The organism is candidate division WOR-3 bacterium (assembly GCA_039801245.1).
GTDB lineage: Bacteria > Hydrothermota > Tepidihabitantia > Tepidihabitantales > Tepidihabitantaceae > JAOABP01.
The window spans coordinates 1-19969 of the sequence record JBDRUF010000024.1 but is presented as its reverse complement, the minus strand read 5'-3'; the positions used below and the strand labels follow the sequence as shown (position 1 = coordinate 19969).

The 19969-nt window shown below is 49.9% G+C and carries 16 protein-coding genes; 8 read left to right on the top strand and 8 right to left on the bottom strand.

Annotated features, from left to right (window positions below; all coding sequences use genetic code 11):
- Window positions 1-363: 363 nt before the first annotated feature.
- The gene (locus ABIK47_04660; GenBank protein MEO0019917.1) at window positions 364-2283 is read left to right on the top strand and encodes a GreA/GreB family elongation factor; all 1920 of its coding nucleotides are present in this window, start codon (window positions 364-366) and stop codon (window positions 2281-2283) included.
- A 4-nt stretch (window positions 2284-2287) separates the two neighbouring features.
- On the top strand, window positions 2288-2935 hold the full coding sequence (locus tag ABIK47_04655; GenBank protein ID MEO0019916.1) for an L-threonylcarbamoyladenylate synthase: 648 nt from the start codon (window positions 2288-2290) through the stop codon (window positions 2933-2935).
- Here ABIK47_04655 and ABIK47_04650 read toward each other — a convergent pair.
- Genes ABIK47_04650 through ABIK47_04620 form a run of 7 tightly spaced genes read right to left on the bottom strand, consistent with a single transcriptional unit; the run spans window position 2910 to window position 8604 of the window.
- Entirely contained in the window at window positions 2910-4469 is a 1560-nt protein-coding gene (locus ABIK47_04650) for a capsule assembly Wzi family protein (GenBank protein ID MEO0019915.1), read from the bottom strand. The genes ABIK47_04655 and ABIK47_04650 overlap by 26 nt on opposite strands.
- A gap of 6 nt (window positions 4470-4475) precedes the next feature.
- Complete coding sequence (locus ABIK47_04645; protein MEO0019914.1) at window positions 4476-5012, bottom strand: hypothetical protein; 537 nt, start codon at window positions 5010-5012, stop codon at window positions 4476-4478.
- A gap of 44 nt (window positions 5013-5056) precedes the next feature.
- Entirely contained in the window at window positions 5057-5686 is a 630-nt protein-coding gene (locus ABIK47_04640; protein ID MEO0019913.1) for a hypothetical protein, read from the bottom strand.
- A 1-nt stretch (window position 5687) separates the two neighbouring features.
- Window positions 5688-6530, bottom strand: a complete 843-nt coding sequence (locus ABIK47_04635; protein MEO0019912.1) for a hypothetical protein — start codon at window positions 6528-6530, stop codon at window positions 5688-5690.
- Window positions 6527-7156 (bottom strand): hypothetical protein, encoded by a 630-nt coding sequence (locus tag ABIK47_04630; protein MEO0019911.1) that lies wholly within the window; start codon window positions 7154-7156, stop codon window positions 6527-6529. Before ABIK47_04630 ends, ABIK47_04635 begins: the two co-directional genes overlap by 4 nt.
- Window positions 7157-7166: 10 nt before the next feature.
- Window positions 7167-8276, bottom strand: a complete 1110-nt coding sequence (locus ABIK47_04625) for a DUF6754 domain-containing protein (protein MEO0019910.1) — start codon at window positions 8274-8276, stop codon at window positions 7167-7169.
- Window positions 8277-8307: 31 nt separating this feature from the next.
- Window positions 8308-8604 (bottom strand): MazG nucleotide pyrophosphohydrolase domain-containing protein, encoded by a 297-nt coding sequence (locus ABIK47_04620; GenBank protein ID MEO0019909.1) that lies wholly within the window; start codon window positions 8602-8604, stop codon window positions 8308-8310.
- Between the two features lie 444 nt (window positions 8605-9048).
- On the opposite strand from ABIK47_04620, the gene rocD reads away from it, so the two are divergent.
- From rocD to ABIK47_04590, 6 genes are read left to right on the top strand one after another with little or no spacing between them, the layout of a single operon-like run.
- Window positions 9049-10242, top strand: a complete 1194-nt coding sequence (rocD, locus tag ABIK47_04615; protein MEO0019908.1) for an ornithine--oxo-acid transaminase — start codon at window positions 9049-9051, stop codon at window positions 10240-10242.
- Window positions 10243-11451, top strand: coding sequence for a dihydropteroate synthase (gene folP, locus ABIK47_04610; protein MEO0019907.1), 1209 nt, complete (start codon window positions 10243-10245; stop codon window positions 11449-11451).
- A complete protein-coding gene (gene cdaA / locus ABIK47_04605; protein MEO0019906.1) occupies window positions 11448-12200 on the top strand; it encodes a diadenylate cyclase CdaA in 753 nt (250 codons plus the stop codon). The genes folP and cdaA overlap by 4 nt, the downstream gene beginning before the upstream one ends.
- A 4-nt stretch (window positions 12201-12204) precedes the next feature.
- Window positions 12205-15081: a DUF2723 domain-containing protein gene (locus tag ABIK47_04600; protein MEO0019905.1), complete on the top strand. Its 2877-nt coding sequence runs from the start codon at window positions 12205-12207 to the stop codon at window positions 15079-15081.
- A 16-nt stretch (window positions 15082-15097) separates the two neighbouring features.
- Window positions 15098-15427 (top strand): hydrogenase maturation nickel metallochaperone HypA, encoded by a 330-nt coding sequence (locus ABIK47_04595; protein ID MEO0019904.1) that lies wholly within the window; start codon window positions 15098-15100, stop codon window positions 15425-15427.
- 8 nt (window positions 15428-15435) lie between these two features.
- Entirely contained in the window at window positions 15436-17157 is a 1722-nt protein-coding gene (locus tag ABIK47_04590) for a T9SS type A sorting domain-containing protein (protein ID MEO0019903.1), read from the top strand.
- Window positions 17158-17208: 51 nt separating this feature from the next.
- Here ABIK47_04590 and ABIK47_04585 read toward each other — a convergent pair whose 3' ends face one another.
- Window positions 17209-19842 (bottom strand): C25 family cysteine peptidase, encoded by a 2634-nt coding sequence (locus tag ABIK47_04585; protein MEO0019902.1) that lies wholly within the window; start codon window positions 19840-19842, stop codon window positions 17209-17211.
- Between the last annotated feature and the right edge of the window lie 127 nt (window positions 19843-19969).

The following is a 19969-nucleotide window of genomic DNA, read 5'->3' as shown; positions in this document are numbered from 1 at the left end:
TAGTTTCTGGTTCTGAATTCCTGGCTCACAGTTTGTTAAACCATTACCCGATTATGACGGCAACCGAAACAAGATAGGAAATGGTGGAGGGGACCTACCCCAGAAAATTTTCTATCTTATCAAAAATCAAATAGATAAATAAAAATTTGCCCTTTTCTTTAAACCCCGGTTTTTCATCCAAAAGGGGCGAAGGCTACAATAAAAAACAGGGATATAAAGGTTAACCTATGATTACTTTGACCCGCCAAGCCCATAAATTATAATCGGGTTATGAAACTTATGGTGAAAGATACCAGAGCAGGCGCTCCTGGCATGGTTTTATGCCAACAAAAAAGTATCTTATTCCTATAGGAGAGAAAAGGGATGGCTGAGGAACTGATAAAACTTTTCCGTTACCAGTTGGGCAAGAAACAGTACCAAGAACTGGAGGGGACATATCTGGAACTTTTGGAAAAAAACCTGAGCCTGGCTGAACTTCTAAATCTGGTGGAACTGGTGATTCGCTGGGGAACAAAGGAACTGGCAATTACCCTCCTGTGGGTTCTGGCCACCCATCTGCAAGACCAGGGGCGCTACGATGAGGAATTAAGGGTCCTGCGCCGACTTGTGGAACTGAACCCTGATGATGAAAAACTCACCAAGGCAATCACCAACTGCCTGAAAAACCTTTACCAGCATGAGCCTTTATTGGACAAAATCTTGCAGAAGGCGGGTCTGGGATATGGCGAGCCTTTGACCGAGGCGCTGGAAAGGTTTGACCGTTACTTCTCCCTGATGCCGGGCAGGCTGGTCTATGACGAGGAGGAGGGGTCGGGTGAAATTAAAAGCCTTGATTTACTCCTTGACCGGGTTTTGGTCCGATTTGACTCCGGGATTGATTTGACCCTTGATGTTCAGAGCGCTGTCAACCGTTTCAGTTTTCCTGACGAGATGGGCTTCTTTTATCTAAAAAATAAAGAGCCGGAAAAACTCAAGGAGTTGATTGCGAAAGAGCCGGCAGAGGTGGTGGCACGCTATCTCCGCGATATCAGAAAAGGTGCGAGCCCAAGTGAAATTGAAAGGACACTCTTACCCCTAATAGGGAAGGAAAACTACGCCAGTTTCTGGGAAAGGGCAAAAAAGGGGCTCAGGAGCCATCCCCATATTGTTGTTCAGAACCGACCGGTCCGTTCCTACCTTTGGGTTGACAAGCCTGAAGATAAGGTAGGTGGGAATGGTGAGAAATTGCCCAAAAAAGAAAAAAAAGAGCCGGTGAGTGAATACGATACCAGTAAACTGGCATCAGCAACTCTGACAGAGCTATTACAAGCCTTTACAGGTTTGCGCACCACCCAGGAGAGAAAAAGGGTTCTTGAGGAGTTGGTTAAAATACGCCCTGACTGGGAGGAGCTATACCAACTCCTTTTCCTGAGCGTGAATGATAGCCGGAGCCGCAGCCTTATTGCCGAAAAACTGCAAAGGGAAAAGCCACCGGTATGGCAGAAATTGCTGGCATCGGTTTTGACCGATTATCGTGCCAATGCCGAGGCGTTTCTCTTCCTTGCGGAAAGAACCGACACCTTTTCTGCCCGTCAGACGGTCTCACGACTCCTTGACATTATGGAGCTGGATTCAAACCGCAGCCGCCAAAACCGGGCGAAAAAACTCCTTGTTGCGGAAAACTACCGGCTAATACTTGCGCTCTTGGAGGATTTGAACGAAGAGGAGGCAAGCCGCCTTTTGCAGCGCATCCAGGCGAGCCGCACCCTTGAACAGTTTCAACAAGACGATATTACTGATTTGATTACCAGCAAATTTGGAAAACTTGCACCCAACCAGGAGTCACCAATCGTCTGGAGTTCGGTCGCAGGGATCGAAAGGGCAAAAAGGGAACTTGATTTTTTAATCCGGGAGGAACTGCCCAAATCGGCAGAGGAACTAGCCCGTGCGCGCGCGTTCGGTGACCTTTCAGAAAACTATGAATACAAGGCGGCAAAGGAAAAGCAGATGCGCCTAATGGAGAAAATCAGGCGCCTCCAGACAGCGCTGAAAAATGCCCGGGCGCTTGAGCCGGATAAGATTGATACCAGCCAGGTCAACATTGGCTGCCGGGTCCAACTTGCTGATGAGGAGGGCAAAATTCAGGAGTTTGTCATCCTGGGACCCTGGGATTCAGACCCGGAAAAAGGGGTAATATCTTTTGAGTCACCAATGGCAAGAGCGCTTTTGGGCAAAAAGCCAGGCGAATCGGTGAAGATGGGCGAAAAAAGATTGTTAATAAAGGGGATAACAAAGGCGTTATAAAAGAATGGCGCGGATAACTGCTGCTGGTGAAGAAGCGGTTCTCCAGGCGGTGAGGACATTAAAAAGGGGGGGACTGGTGATTTTCCCCACCGAAACGGTTTATGGAATCGGTGCGGATATCAGGCAGCCTGAGGCGATTAAAACAATATTTGCCATCAAAGGCAGGAATTTTAGCCAGCCGTTACTTATCCACTGCGGCAACAAGAGTCAGCTGCGGATGATGGTAAAGGAGGTTCCGGAATGGGCAGAGCCACTGATTGACCGTTTTCTACCCGGACCACTTGCCTTGATATTTTTCCGTTCAGAGATGGTACCTGATATTGTCACCGCGAGCAGAGAGACCGTTGGCATCAGGGTTGTCGCCAATGGGATTTTTGCCAGCATCTCCGAAGAGTTGGGCGCACCGCTTGCGGGCACAAGTGCCAACAAAAGTGGCGAACCAGCGACGAACGATTTTGCTAAAATTGCGGCGGAGGTTATCGGTCAAGTCGATTTGGCAATAAATGCAGGAAGAAGTGGGAGTGGCAGGGCTTCAACAATCCTTGACCTGACGGTCGAGCCGCCCCGAATAATCCGCAAGGGTGAGATTGGTAAGAAGGAGATTGAAAGGGTATTGGGTGCGGTTGTCATCGATAACGATACTCCACCTTAATGAAAAACTCCGGCTGAACCCTTTTTCTATTAGGCGCGCCCTCGGGATGCTGACAGTAACTCAAGGCCGCTTTTGTTAATAGATAAAGTTCGGGCAGAGGTGAGAACTCTACTTCCGGTCCGATACGCAATGTCCTTTCCACCTCCTCAACAACCGTTCCGGCTGAATCCCAGCCCCGGGCAGGAAACTCGTAGTAACGACGAAGAAAAACCGTGTCAGTTGACAGATCAAAGCAAAGCCGGTCCAAATCACCCCGATTGTAAAAGCCACGACGGGTGTAATCGGCTGATAATGAGGTCTGAAGCCAGTCAAAGATAGTGAACCTCACCCTTCCCCATAACTGGTCGGCATCGGGTCCAATCTCATGCCCCAAGGGCACGGAGTAGTTTGCAAATATTATATCGCGCAGCCGGTGATAGTAGGTGAAGGCGGTAACAAGGGCATATTCAAGGCGAATGTCGATAGGTATTTGGGGCGTAAAGAAGATGCCTGTCTGCAAGCCAACGCAGTTAGGCGCATCCTTTCTCGTATTGAACTCAAAGTTGTCAATAAGTAACTGCCCGTAGATTTTTGTCCGGGGGAGGTACAGCACCGCATCCCCGCCTACAAGCAAATTGTCACCGTGCCCGGAATTAGCAACCGAGAAATAAAGGGGAAGCAACGGATTGAGCATGCCGCTGAAGTCCTGTGCCGACTCATAGGTATACACATTAAACATCGCACCACCAATGGTGAGGCGTTGGCAAAGGGAAACCTCAAGCCTTTGCGCAGAGAGAAAAGGGTGCCTCTCATTCCAACGGGAAAGCATCGCAGTAAAACTGATAAATTTTAGGTTAGGACCGGTGAGGGAAAACTGAATCTGGTCAAGCGCTGGCGCATTGTCGGAAAGCATCACTGAGGAAAGATAACCAGGACCCCAGAAGAGTTCATCCCTGCCTATCTCCATTCTGACCCAAGGGAGTTTGAAACCAAAATATGCCCGCTCCATCTCAAAAAGAACCCGGTCACGCCAGGAGATTACCCGGCTGTTAGGGTTATGACAGCCCGAGGAGTCAAACACCCTTGGTTCACGAGGGTTCAAAAAGGACATCTCTATCCGTTCAGAAAAGAAAAACCTGTTGTCGGGTCTATTGTTAAAGACGGTACCAATACCAACTCGCTGCTTTTCTTTGGTTAAGTGGGCGCGGGAAAAGAAATCTGCCCGAACCACACCATCATCAACATTGAAACTGAAGACCGGCTTTCTCCTTTTCACCAGTTGCAGTTCTTCACCAAACTCCCAACTTAAGCGATTGAGTGCTGCCCTTTGTGCTAAATTCAAATGTTGGGATTTACCATTGGAATCAGCCTCAAGGAAAAGGCGAAACAGCTCCTTTCTTGGCCAGGGTCGGCTTGTTGAGGGTAGAGTTGAAATCAGTCCCGATGTCTTCAATAGGTCAATGTCCTCATAGAGCCGGGAATCGCTCGGAATGTATTCAACCCCGGTTTCTGAAGCAGGAACTGCACAGATGAATACTATCAAGAATGTGCTCAAAATCATCTATTTTTCGGGAACCGGAACTTCAATAAATTTATCGCCATCCCAGATGTACTTGGCGATCGTCCAGTTGCGGAAATGCTGGATTTCAACATAGCCTGGTTTAATTAGCACCGGACTATTTGCCCATCCGGCATTAGGCACATTGAGGAGCGTTTCTGCGTTCAGACCCCTGGCGGTGTGCACAACATCGTAAATCCAGAACTGATTCCCGAGCGCAGGAAATACCTCTTTCGCCACCAGGAGTAAGGGCTTTTCTTCATTAGTCAAAAAGGCGGTGGCGACTTCAGCATAAATATCAGTAAAGGTGTCATAAAACAATGCCTCATCCTCGGTCAAAGCCAAAATTACCTCAGATTTGTGGGCTCTGATTCTCAAACACCACTGGATTTGCAGAAACTGTACCTCAAGGGTATCCGGCTTGCGGTCGCCGTCCACATCCAAGAAAATAACGAGGTTGGTATCCAAGAGAAAACGGGACACTTTAATAGGTCCGAAATAATCCCGGCCCCGGATGAGGGGCTCTTTAAGTTGCATCATCAGGAGTAATGACAAAAAGAACACAGGTCAGCCCTGGGCAAAAGCTATCTTATCACCCCGAGCCAGTCGCGCAATAGAAACTGGAACCTGCCGATGAGAAGGGACATGCGTGCCATCACCGTGTAGCCGAATGAGGCGCCAAACCCAATCATCAGAAAGATAATGCCGGTCTCAGAGGCAATTTTTAATGCCCCCTTGTGTTCCCTTGAGAAGAAGAAGTAGAGTACCGAGCAGATGACACCGATAAATGAAATCAACGCCCAGAGGAAAACATCCCAACGGGCAAAGATTGAAGGTGTTAATAACGTCCCCTGAATCTGTTTGATGATATTGGTCTGGAAATATGCCGGAATTGCCACGCCTGACGCCCAGCCCAAGACAAAGCCCATCGGAATGCGGATGAGCCAGGAGACCTTGGGTATGAACCGGCAGAAGTAGCAGAGACCGAGCGCAAACGGAATGATGTAAAGTAACTGCCCCTGCCGGAAAAGGGGAGTAACCAGGTCAGGATAAACCGAGTTATACCAGGTGAGGGCGATGGTGTAACCTACCGAGACACCAACAAACAGGTGTTCGCAGAACTTGTAAAATGGGTTGTCCTTCCAAAGAAAGGAGAAAATACCAAAGGTCAGTATGACCGCGAGCCAGGTCCAGATACTGGTTGAGATATGCATCTTACCTCCTTTTCCTGCGGGTGGCAAAAAATGCCAGGTTCCCGATAATAACCAGGACCATAATCACAATATGGGCTAAGGACTGAGAGTCCATTGCCGCCACCGCGGGCATATAAGCCTTGCTGTAATTGTTACGCTGGATTAGAACCTCGTATTCTGCTGCCCCTTTCATTCCGGCTAAAAGACCGGTCAGTTGACCGCTCTGAAGATAAGGATAGGCATCAGCAGCAGAAACTGCAGTGACACCGGCAGCGACACGCATCCCATACCTTGACTGGGCATATAGCAGCCAGTCAGCAAAGCCCGGGGTGCCTGCGGAGATGGCAACCATAAAGGGAATGTCCTTTAGCCTTGTTACCTCCTGCATCATCAAAAGGGAATCAAGGGGGTGTCCGTAATAGTCAACCGGAAAAACATTCTTGATGTTTTCCCCCATTCCCAAGATTACCGCATCAACACCCGCCTTCCAGCCAAGATAGACCACATCCTCGCCATACCTTTTACCATACTCCGGCGGAATCTCAGTTATTGCCTTGTCGGCAAGACCGGCACCGGTAATCCACAGCCCGCACAGGAGAACCTTGACATCACGGGCAAATGCATGCCGCATCAGGGCGACGAGCATTGGATAGAGTTCAGGCATTGAAGCCGGGTCAAAATCAACAGAAATGAGTAGCGTCTTGCCGGGTGGAATCGCATCAACCGCATCAAATACCGCCTTTGCCCTTGGTCCAGAACTCACACCCAGTCCCAAGGGTTTGAGAAGGGGAAACAGGACCAAAACCGCCATCACAATAAAGATTATCTTACGGTCAATCTTTAACAGTTTCTCGAAGATGCTCATCCCTTACCTCCTCCTAACCAGCCCCTTTCAATCCCCAAGATAACCTTGAGCGATGTTGCTATTGCGCCTAAGGCAACACCAAAGAGAATCCCCCGCTTTGCCGCCATATTGGGAACCGAGAGAACCCATTCTGCCAGTTCGGGCAGTTTTCCCCAGATTGCCGCACCAACCGGGACCATGCCAATCATCACGACAAAGGCGGCAATTAAGAGTAGTGCCGCCTCTTTGGTGCGGGCGCGGAAGGCACGGTAGGCAGCAGATGCCATATAGAATGCCAAAATGGCAAACATTGATGAGTTCAGAGGAACAAGGATGTTTTTGAACAGAACCTCCTGCAATGGTGAGCCCGGCTTCACACCCCAGATTAAACCTATCAATGCGGTTATCACCAAGGCGACGAGGGTAACGATGGAATACCCCCAGCCCGTTCTTTTGCGCTGAAGCCGGTCAATGTGATAAAGGATAAGGCTGCCAACACCTAAGACCAAGGCGAATGCCGAGACAATCCTGATCCATTTGGTGGTCAGGTCATAGAAACTGACCGAGACCGGATGGGGTATGAAGAACTGACACATCATCACAATGCCCATACCCAGACAGATTGCCAAAGGTAGCGTCCTGCGCATATTTGCCTCCTTAACTTACATTAAAGAAGTTGATGATTTGGGAGAAGAATTTGAGCGTGGGGATTTTTGAGAGGAGTAAGAGTGCCGAACCAATGATGATAATCACCATAATCAAAAGTTTGCCGAAGTCCTGCCCTTTGAGCGAGCCCAAGAGTAAAGGCTCTCTTGAAAGATAGGCAGATGCGGCATAGAGTTCTTCGCCAATCAGGGTGTAGTCACAGGCGGTGATGAAGAAAGGCAGCTGGAACACCGAGTCTGTTCCCGCGATTTGAATTGCACCGGTGGTTGCCCCGGTTTCAGCAAGGATTAATGACTCTGCCCAGAAGGTCCCAAGGAAGAAGTTGGTTGCCGGTTTTTCCCTGACCATCAACCCGTCAACCGCTGCCGCATAGGCAAACTGCTCGGATGTGACATAGAAGATGTTGTCCGGCTTGAAGGCATCAGGTCTGCCCGCCTTGGTATATGCCTCCTTCACCACCTCACGGGCGACGGTATAGACAATCGGGTCGCGGTTGGGAACCAATAGTGCCGAGTCGTACTGGGCGGTCTTTTTCGCCACCTCCCCCAGGATGTTGAGCGAGGCAATGGTGGCGATGTCAGCAACCGAACCCAAGCCCGGAACATAGACAATCGGCTTACCCATCTCTGTTGCCCTGCCAACCGCCTCTTCAACCGCATCCAGACCGGCAATGCGCCGAACAAAAAGATGCCTGCCTGCCTTGGCATGCTCAATGAAATAAATTACCAAGGCAAAAAAGATGAGCATCGCCACGAGGATATTTACCCGCGCCCAGTTGAAGAACTGGGGCGAGCTTTTCACCCAGCCCGTGGTTTCACTCCAGAGCGTATCTGTGCCCTTAACCGAAGCAAAACGGTACTGATAGCGTTTGGTATCAACCACCCCTTCATCAATATAGCTGGTTTCATTAGGATTAAGCGTGGCAATTATTGCCGGTTCGCCCCCCTCTTCGGTCCGCTCTAGAATCAGCACATCAGTCGGCAGTTGTGAGGGCACATCAAACTGAATGGTGATACTCTTGCCACCATCATTCGGTGTGTCAAATGCCCGGATTACTATCAAGGACACCTGGTTGACAAGAATAGCAAGCAAAATGCTCATTGCTCCCATATTCCCCCTTTCTCTCGCATCCTTAGTCCTTTGAGGTCTCTTTGCACTCGCAAGGCACCGAATGGCACTTGGGACAGCCGTTGCGGTACTTCGCACACGCCCTGTCCAGAGAAACGCCTTCAAGGCTCGCCAGACTGACGAGCCAGGCAAACACATCGGCAAACTCCTCCTCCTTCTCCTTCTGGACATTTTTCCGGAGTGCGCGCGCCAGTTCGCCCACCTCTTCGGCAAACCAGCGAAAGGTGCCGTCCTTGCCGCGCTGGCTATCCTTAACAAAATAGATTTTCCTTATCAGTTCCTGAAACTCACTGATGGTCATCACTCAAGTATTGCCAAAAGTTAATCAATGTCAAGCAAAGGTTCAAACCATTTTGCGGTCAATTACCAGGTCAATTTTGCCCTCCAAGCGGTCAAATGTTATCCCCGAATTTATTTATTCCATTCCCATTACTTAGAGCCAGAATTCAGGAAAAATTAACAGCAAAACCTTAAGATTTTAACACCTTAAGAGTCTAAATCACATACTGGCAAATGGTTAATGAGTTTATCCTTTTTAGTTATTGGTTTTAAGGGTAGGTCCTCCCCACCACCCCCATAGGGGAAAGGTTGAGGTTGGGGCAGAGGTAGAGGAGTCTGCCTTTACCTTAACCTGAAACCCTTCCTTTAGGCAAACACATTGCCGTCAGCAGCAATCAGGGCTCTGTTGACAGTATGTTAATTCAGGCTAAAATGAGATGAAGGTTCAACCTGAAAGGAGTTAGAATTGACGAATCAGGACTACATTCGGCTGGAAGAGATTTACTGCGCCCACAATTACCATCCCCTGCCGGTGGTGATTGCAAAAGGCTCAGGGGTCTGGGTTGAGGATGTTGAAGGCAGGCGCTACCTTGATATGCTGTCAGCATATTCGGCACTAAATCAGGGTCACCGCCACCCAAAAATCATTGAAGCCCTGTTTGAGCAGGCAAACAGGCTGACCTTGACCTCAAGGGCGTTTCACAATGACCAGCTTGCACCGTTCTGTAAACTGCTCTCAGAAATCACCGGTCAGGAGCAGGCGCTTTTAATGAACTCCGGTGCGGAGGCGGTTGAGACCGCAATCAAACTGGCGCGGCGCTGGGGCTACACGAGAAAAAATGTCAAACCGGACCGGGCAGAGATTATTGTCTGTGCCAACAACTTTCACGGTCGGACAATCACCATCGTCAGTTTTTCAACCGAAGCCCTTTACCGGGACGGGTTTGGTCCTTTCACACCCGGATTCAAAGTCATCCCCTATGACGACACCAGCGCGCTCGAGCAGGCGATTAACGAAACCACCGTTGGATTTCTTGTTGAGCCGATTCAGGGTGAGGGCGGTGTGGTTGTGCCGAAACAGGGCTACCTGAAAAGGGCAAGGGAAATCTGCCAGGCGCACCGGGTTTTATTCATCCTTGACGAGATTCAGACCGGTCTCGGCAGGACCGGCAGGCTCTTCTGTTATCAGTACGAGGATGCCCGACCCGATGTTTTGATTTTGGGCAAGGCGTTAGGTGGTGGCTGCATGCCGGTCTCTGCGGTCCTCTCATCTCAAGAGATTATGGCGGTATTTGTGCCGGGCAATCACGGCTCAACCTTTGGCGGCAACCCCTTGGCGTGCGCAGTTGGCAGAGCCGCAATTGAGGTAATCCTCGAGGAAAAACTTGCCGAGCGCTCGTTTGAACTCGGCGCCTATTTCCAGGCAGAACTGAAAAAAATTAAATCTGAAAAGGTGGCAGAAATCCGGGGCAAAGGGCTTCTGATTGGCGTGGAACTGAAACCCGAGGCAGGTCCGGCAAGAGCCTATTGTGAAAAACTCCTTAAACTGGGCATCCTTGCCAAGGACACCCACGAAACGGTCATTCGCTTTGCCCCGCCCTTGGTGATAAAAAAGGAGGAGATTGACTGGGCTTTGGAAAGAATCGCCCAGGTTCTATAGATGCGTATCCTCGAGCTAAAGCACGAGCAGGACCTGAACGCAGAACTTCACCGCATTGGTGTTGACCCCAAGGCATGGCAAATCTTTGCTAAAAAGAGCCGGATTTTGACGATAAAAGTTCCCGGGCTTTCCCCTGCGGGTGCCAACATCCTCAAGCAGACCGCGCTCATCACCGGTGCGGACTGCGCAATTCACCGCGATTGCATCTCCGGTAGGGTGAAAAAAAGCGACGCCATCCTCTTTGCCACGCCCCGCCAGATTGAGGAAATCTGCCTAAGGCTTGAGCATCAGCCTGAATGTGCGCGCCGGCTCGTACCGGAATTGAAGATGCTGACCGAGCAGGTTTTCAATCTGCCCACCCCGGTTAAAATCAAGGGCAGGATTTTTGACTTCAAAAGGACCTATGTGATGGGGATTCTCAATATCACCCCTGACTCATTTTATGACGGTGGCAGGTTTCTCTCACCACAAAAGGCGATTGACCACGGTTTGGAAATGGTTGATGAGGGTGCGGACATCATTGACATCGGTGCTGAATCAACCCGACCGGGCTCAAGACCGGTAAAAGCAGAGGAGCAAATTGAACGGCTGTTGCCGATCCTGAAAGGGCTGGCAAAAAGGGTGAAGGTGCCGATTTCGGTTGACACCACCAGTGCCCGTGTTGCTGAAATTGCCTTGAACGAAGGTTGCAGTATCATCAATGACATCTCCGGTTTCGGATTTGACCCCAAAATGGCTAAAGTGTGCGCCCGTGCCGATTCATTCGTGATTGTGATGCACATAAAAGGCAGACCGAAGACAATGCAGAAAAACCCGGTGTATAAGGACCTGATGCAGGAGATTGTCAACAAACTCGCCCTGGCGATAGCAAAGGGAATTAAAGCCGGCATCAGGCAGGAGCGCATCTTTATTGACCCGGGCATCGGCTTCGGCAAGAAACTTGAACACAACCTTGAAATCCTGCGCCGGCTTGGTGAACTGCGCACACTTGGTCAACCGATTGTTGTCGGACCATCGCGCAAATCATTTATCGGGATGATATTAAACCTACCGCCTGAGGAGCGGCTTGAAGGCACGATTGCGGCTGCAGTCATCGCAGCGAAAAACGGCGCCAGTATCATCCGCGTCCACGATGTCCAAAAGGTCAAAAGGGCGCTGGCAATTTTTGATGCGCTCCGCCTGGCACCTGCAACCGGAGAGAAAAGATGATTACCGACTTCATCCGCTTCCGGATAATTGATGCGATTGACATTATCATCGTCGCCATCCTCGCCTATTACTTCCTGCGCTTTCTGCGTGGAACCAGGGCAATGCGGATGCTTTATGCGCTACTCCTCCTTGTCGTAATCGGTTCGGTTGCCCGCTGGCTTGACTTCAAAACGCTCGGACTAATTGTCAGCTCTTTAACAACGGTCTGGCTTGTTGCCTTTGTGATCCTGTTCCAGCCCGAAATCCGCAACCTCCTTTCCCGGTTCGGTCGCACCCGCCCGATTCGCTTTCTCTTCCGACCGACCGCTGACTCCACCCTGATTGAGGAACTGGTTGCCGCCTGTGCCCAGATGAAGGAGAGAAAAATTGGCGCCTTGATTGTCATTGAACGGGAGATTGGCTTACGCGAATACACCGAAACCGGCACAAAACTTGAAGCAAAGGTATCAGCCCCCTTGCTCGTCTCCATCTTTACACCCCCATCCCCTTTGCATGATGGTGCGGTTATCATCAGTGGCGTTCACATTATCGCTGCCGGCTGTACTCTACCAATCGGTGAAGGAGAACCAGGGACAGGTATGCGCCATCGTGCTGCCGCCGGCATAACCGCCATTACCGATGCGGTTGCGGTTGTTGTCTCTGAAACCACCGGCAGCATCAGTTATGCCCAGCGGGGCAGACTCCTAATCAATTTGACACCATCCCAGTTAAAGTATAATCTGATGCAAGCACTATTAAAGGAGAGTTAAAAGAATGAAAGAATCACATTGGCGACTAATTATCTTTTTGGTTGTCTGTTTGGTTGTGCTTTCGGTCTATCTTTACAGCGTTGCTCCCACCGCCTCATTCTGGGACTGCGCTGAACTAATTGCCGTCTCTTACATTGCCGGTATTCCCCATCCGCCGGGCACACCTCTGTTCGTGATGATTGGCAGGCTCTTTACCCTATTACCTATCGGCAAGGAGATCGCCTTCCGCGTGAACCTGATTCCGACTTTATTTGGTGCCTTCTCCTGTGGGCTCTTATACCTCATCGTTGTCAAACTTCTCTCCATCTTTGCCGAACGGGAAAAGGAAAGGCGCTGGTGGCTGGCACATATTGCCGGTGCGTTCGCCGCACTAATGTGCGCATTTGCCTACTCCTACTGGGACAACTGTGTTGAGGCTGAGGTCTATGCACCTTGTGTTGTTGTTGCCTTGACCGTGCTTTACCTCGCACTTATTTGGCGTGAAGGTAGAGAAAAAGGGACCGGCGACAACCGCCAGATCCTTGCCGCCATCTTTCTACTTTTTGTTTCTACCGGCATCCATTTCACCCCGATGCTGGTTGTCTTTGCCATCCTCATCTTTGCCCTGATTGTTGACCGCAATGCGGTTATCCATCTCCGCTTCTTTGAATTCATCGTCGGCTATTTGCTTATTCTCACCATTAACGAAATGGGCTTATCCGGTGGCACCTTCATCGTCGTCCCGCTGATGCTTGCCGGCACCTACTATGGAATTAAAATAATGGAACGCTCAGAAAGAAATGTAAGTTTAATCTACGGACTGGGTTTACTTGCCGGTGTATTCCTTGTTGCCTATATCGGTGCTGGACAAAGGATTATGGATGATACCGTTCTTTTCTTGGCGTCCCCGACGGTCGCTTTTATTGAACGCTGGTTCCGCTCGCCCGCACTTGTCATTATCTTTGTCCTCGGGTATGGCGGCTACCTCTACTGGCTCCAGACACAGAAAAAACTCCGTCCCCGATATGTCGCTTTACTTTTGGGTCTGGTCCTCCTTGCGGGAACAGTTCAGTTCATTATGCTCCTGCGTGCCCGGCACTATCCCAGCATTAACGAGGTTGAACCCGCCCGCTGGCGGGACTTCGTCAGCGTGTTGAAACGGGAACAATACGACCCGATGCGACTTTTCCCCCGGAAAACCCAGTTTCTCACCGAGGACGAATGGCGGCGCAACCAGAATCCCGCATTTAACCTCATCCGTGCCTATATTGAACAGGTTGCCTTCTATGTCCGCTATTTCTTCTGGCAGTGGGGAAATGAACGGTTTCTTGATATTCTCTTTACAAATATGCCCAAAATCTTTCTCAGAATAGGGTGGCAGGGAATTTTGGGCTTGATTCCCCCGTTATTGGGCTTATGGGGGATGTGGCACCAGTTCAAGCGAGACAAAAAGTCCTTTGCTCTGATCTTCGTCGCCTTTATCGTTGCCTCGCTGGGACTCTTAACCTATCTTAATCTCAAATTTTCACCCTCAGACCCGAGACCTGAACTTAAGTTCCGCGAAGTGCGCGAGCGTGACTACTTCTTTGCCTTCTCCTTTGTCTTCTACACCATCTTTATCGGCACTGGCACCTATGCATTCCTGAAATGGGTAGACAGCGAACTGAAAAGGAAAAAGATTGTGCCAATGCCAGTTATTGCCGGTCTCGTGCTTGCATTCGGGTTTGTGCCGATGATTCTAAATTACAAAACCGTTACCCGACGATATAACTGGATACCGGCAGAATACGGTTATAATATGCTCATTTGCTGTGAAGGCGAAAAGGCGGTGCTCTTCACCAACGGCGATAACGACACATTTCCTCTGTGGTTTATGCAGACTGTCCCTTCGCTTGTTGCGGGTAATGACCCTAACTTCGGCAAGAATGTGGCGGTGGCCAATCTTTCCCTTCTGAATACCCCTTGGTATTGCAAACAACTCCGACGCTGGGGGGCACCGGTATCTTTTACCGAGGAGGAGATCGATCTCCTACCCCAAGGTTTTATTGGAAAACGCAATCGGGTTGTGCTCTTAAAGGATATTATGATTCGTAACATCATCGCTACTGCCGGAGGGGTGAAACTTAACTGGCCATCTGATTACGAATCTACCCCTGAAGAGTTTATGGCAAAGGTGTTCTCCCAAGGGTATCAACCTAAAAGCCCGGTTTACTTTGCGACGACCGTCTCACCTGACAATATGGTTGACGCCGCCCCGTATCTTCGTCTCGAAGGTCTGGTGCGTCGGGTTACAGGTGTTAGGGGATATGGTAATGAAGGAACGGTTGATACCACCCGCACCCGCCTGCTCCTGACAGAACAGTTCAAGATGAACTCAATGCTTGACCCGCGGGTGGAGAAAGATGAAAATACCCGAGGACTATTAAGCACTTACGCCCACTCTTATCTGATGCTGGCGATGGAGTACGCCAATTCAGGTGACTTCGCTGCTGCCAGCAATGTTCTCAAACCTGCACTCAAATTCCCGCTCGACCCCCAGCAAAAAATGCTTCTCTTTTACCATGTGTCCCGTTTTGCTGCACTCAATCAGGATTACGAGAATGCCATCAATGCAGTTGACTCGGCACTTGCCTACGCTGAAAATGACCCCCGCATTCGCCTTGAACTCATTGTCCATCGAGGACTTATCTGTCAAGGGATGGGCAATTATCCGGAAGCGGAAAGGATGTACCAACAGGCGCTTGCTTTTCAGCCAAACGAGTGGCAACTTGTGCAGATACTTTACAATTTATATACGGAAAATATGCGCGATACCAATCGTGCCCGGAACCTCCTTTCCGATTGGCTTCGTCGCAACCCAGCTGACTCCAACGCCGCCCGACTGTTGCGTGAACTGCATTGAAGATGAGATGTAACTTATGCATGAATTTGCCATCACCCGGAGCCTGATAAATCAAGTGCTCAATGAGGCAAGAAAACTCAATGCGAAGAGAGTATTACGCATTAAACTGCTAATTGGGGAAACCTCATCGGTGGTACCCGAATGTGTTCAGTTTTATTTTGACCATATTAAAAAAGACCCCTTACTCACTCATACTGAACTCGAGTTTTGCCGTATTCCGCTACGCCTGCGCTGCCCGAAGTGCGGCAGAGAATTTTCTTCACCTAATGATATGTGCACCTGCAATGCTGGTGCCGAGATTTCCAGAGGGGATGAATTGACAATAGAAAGCATTGAAATTGAATAGGAGGTAAAATGTTACTGATTATCGCTATCACCTTATCCACCCTTCAACCGGGATTAAAGGTTGAAATCTCCGGACCAGAGGCTTCTATTCCGGGCACTAATTCTTGGTCTGAAGTTATTGTGCCGTTTGTCAATAACGTCCAAGATGAACTGCGCATTATGCCCGGCTGGCCCAAAAAGGTCACCTTCAACTCAATGTTCGGACCCAGCCGAGGTGTGGCGCTTGCTGACTTTGATAGTGACGGCAGAATGGAAATAATAATGCCTTCAACCGCCGGTCAACTTCATGTCTGGCGCTATGACGGCACCTATTATACCGGCTGGCCGAAAACATTCGCTGGGATGGGACAGTATGCGGCAGCGGTTGCCGATATCGACCGGGATGGGAATTATGAAATAGCCATCTGCACCCGAGGAATGTCATCAGGCGGCGCGGTTTATGTGTATAAAGAGGATGGAACGCTCAAATCTGGCTGGCCATTTACCGGTCTGGTCAATGGCAATTTTTCTGACAGCCCGACCCTTGCTGATGTTGATGGCGACGATACCCTGGAGATTATAGTTGGTGAAAGAGACTGGCCTGGTGGTCATCTCCATGTCCTGCGTCACAACGGCACTCAACAACCTGGCGCCTGGCCCTGTTCCCTTGACCATGTCCCTGCGTTGGGCGCGGCGGTCGGCGATATTAACCTCGACGGCCAAAAGGAAATAGTTTATGCATCTTACAACTCCCTTTATGTCTTTAAACCCAATGGCACGATATTGCCAGGATGGCCAGTAACCAATCCCCAAGGAGGCGCATTTTCCTATCAATCGCCGGCACTTGCGGATGTTGATGGCGACGACACTTTGGAGATTATCATTGCCCTTCACCGCGAAGGACAGGGAACCTATGTTTTCCGCCACGATGGCACTATTCTTTCGGGTTGGCCCTATTCCTTTTCCCGCTGGACATATTGTCCGCCAACTGTTGCCGACCTTTATCAAGATAATGACTTGAAAATCATCTGCGGACTTTCCGGGATTGTTGGTGGCGCCGCAGCGGTCCTATACGGATTTGATGACGATGGCTCGGTTCTCAATGGCTTCCCGATTATCCAACCCAACGGTGACGCTGCTGAAGGCAACATTACCGTTGCCGACATTGACGGCGATGGGGATATGGAAATTATCTTCACCAGCAACCTGATGTCCTCTGACACCCTTGGCTATCTTTTTGCTGTGCACCATGACGGTTCACCTGTGTCTGGCTGGCCTTTGCGCCCTTATGGCTGGACCTATCTTAACGGTGCCACTGTTGCTGATGTTGACGGTGACGATACCCTTGATATTGTCGTTGTCTCTTATGACAATGGCACAACAATGGCTGTTACTGTTTACGAAACCGATGTTCCCTACAGCCGCGAACGCTGGCAATGGCCTACCTACCAGTTTGATATGGCACGCACCGGTCTTTACCAATGGGCGGTTACGGGAGCCACCGAAAGACACTCAAAAAATGCCGGCATATTGCAGATAACACCCAATGTCCTTCGAGCCAGTGGTTTTGTCCGACTCTCATCAACCCCTGCCCAACTGCCGGTTAAAATCTATGACCGTAACGGCAGAGTTGTTGCCGAACCCCTTGTTGAAAATGAGGTACTGACACTACCCCGTAATATAAAACAGGGTGTTTATTTTCTCAATATCGCCGGTTCTGCGGCCAGGTATAAACTGGTAGTAGTGGAATAAATCTGATAAAAGGGGCGCTTGTCTCGCAACAAGCGCCCCTAATTTACCTCTTCAGTGTTTGATGATTAATTTCCTGGTTTCAGTCCCTGTGGGCGCATTCACCCGCATAATATAAATACCGCTTGCGAGATTTTTCCCGTCCCAGCGCAGGTTCAGCCTGCCCGGGGCAAGATTGGCGTCAAGGAGTGTCGCTCTCCTCGTGCCATTGATATCAAACACATCAACCTTGACCCTGCCGGCTTGAACAAGGTCATAACTAATGAGGACAACACTTGAGAATGGATTGGGTAGGACCATTAATTGGGAATTAGGGAACCGACCAATCCCCGATTCTGAATTCCGAATTCCCAGGGGTGTGCCAATGGTGATTGTAAAGGAGGATTCCCAGGAACCTTCATCACTGGTGATATTCAGGGTGAAGGAAATCTGCGCACCTGACGGTGTCGAGTCGTCTGCGCTCAGTTGAAATCTGCCGCCCGCTGTATCCCCGGTGGTGATGTTGCCATAATCGGATAGAGAATCAGTTATGGTAATGTAAGGGGAAGCGGTGCGTAAAACCCCGCGAACATTTGTTCCGGTTGCGCTACCGATATTCCTCACGGTAAGATAAAGGTCTGCGGTTTCGCCCGGGTCAAGTTGATGGTTGTTGCTGTCAGCAATAAAGGAGTTGACGATGGTAATATATGGTCGGGGTGTTCCCTGAATTACCGCTACTGTCTTTTCAACGGGCAAGAAATGCCTTCTGGAAACGGTCAGCGCCATTGTGCCTGTTGTCAACGGGTTGATAGCTATACTGGCAATTCCACTGTAGTTGGTATAGCCAACCTCGTGGAACTCACCCTCCTTATAGCAGCACACCCGCGCACCCGCAACCGGTGCAGCACCATCGGTGACAAAGACATAAAAGGTCTGCGTGCCGGTAGCAATCGTATCCTGACTCACCACCCCCATTGAATCCGGCGCGCCGTGCCATAGCGGCAAAGCCGGGTCACCAAAAAGGTTAAGTTCATAATAGCACCAGCGCCAGATTGCCTGATTCTGGGCAATGTAGCCATAAACCCCCTTACTCGCACAGTGATTTCTCCCAATCTCCATTGTGTCGCCGATAAAGTAATAGTCATAGAACATACAGTCAAGCCGCTCGGAAGGACCCATTGTCGGTGGTGTACCCCAGCCATAACGGGAGTTCATAATCGTCGCCACCGCACCGCCATTGGGGTTGTTCATCAAAGCCTCAGCCAGACAGTCCTCAGCCTCAAAATTGCCGGATATGCAGGCGATTGAGTTCAATATCACCGGTCGTGTTGAGTTGGTCTGGGCAGTGGCGTCGCTCGTAAGATAAATCGGTGTGCCAGACTGGGTATAAAAGCCGTAGTCATCACCGTGCGCGGCGGCATGGCATAAATGATAGCCGGCATTGATTGAATCCCGCATCGGTGTCCTTGATGTCGGGTTGTGAATATAGGAGTCAAGCCAGTTAGAAGGTGTCTTGTTAGCAATGGTGTCTGACACAATTTTGCCCGAATAGCCGGTCCAGAGCTGAACATAAGGCAAAAGCATTTTCTTCAGGTAGTCGGTTGTGGGTGTCTTCTCGTAGTAAAGGGTCTTGTTGATAAATGTATTCACCTGAGTGGCATTATCAACTGATGCCCTGCCGATAAAAAGGTCGTAGAACAGATCAACCGTATCAGCGCCCATCTCGCCAAAGATATTATTGCGGTTTCCGTCCCAGGACCACTGCAAGTCGCCATAATACAAATCTGCAGGAATGTTGCCGGTCTCGTTACCAACAACACACCTTGCCCTTCTTGCCGGCACAATTGAATTGTCACCAGCCAAAAGCACATATATGAGTCCGTGATTTGTCCAGTAGTCAATGATGAAGTTCCTGATTTTCTCCTGCAGGTCCCTGCCTGGATAGACGCTGTTGATTGAGTCGGTTCTGAAGATTTTAGTAAAATAGCCCTTTTTTGTCCGCCAGTCGGCAAGGCTCTGAAAACTGCTCGCCAGGGTAGCACTGGTAATAATGGCATAATCGCAGTCCATTCCATCCCTTGGTCTCATTGCCGGTCCAAACCTTTCCACATCCTCGGGATTCAAAACCATATCTGCCACTGCCGGTGCAAAAGCCTGCCACTGCCTCTCACTCAGAACCGGCGCCCGGATACCACCCTCTTCATAACTAATCCGCACCTGCAACTTCTTATAAAGGGTGAGCCTGCCTGAAACCGGCTGATAACTCAAGGGATAAACCGCAAAACCACAAACCCGCCAGCCAAACATCGTGCCGGTGTAATTATTCCATTCGTAAACCCGACCCGGAAAGGGCTCATCACTTGAATATATCTCCTGGTCAGGTTCAACAAAATCGGGCAGTGTTTTTGCTGAGAGCACCACCGGCTCCTGCGCGGGATGAATCCGATATACCCCGGCAAGCGGCTCGCTCGCCAATGGCACAACCTCAATTTTGGTCACAGTGGCGTTTGCCGGCACAACAACATTTAAAACCCTTATCGGCAGGCAGGGCTTTCCCGGCTCGAGAGTTGCAGCCCCGTTTCTCAACTGGACAACATCAAACCCGTTCACCTCAGTGATAAAGAGGTCCTTAGCATCAAACTCCAGCGTTTTGGTAATAACCCCGGCAAACGCCACAACCGGCACAAGAAAAACCGTTAATAACCTCATCCTTTTCTCCTTTTACTTATTTTCTATCTGTAAAGAAAAACCTCAACTCCCGGTCAACATCCTCCTCTGGATTGGCGCAATGGACCGCATTTTTTCTGACCGAAGAGCCAAAAAGACGCCTGATTGT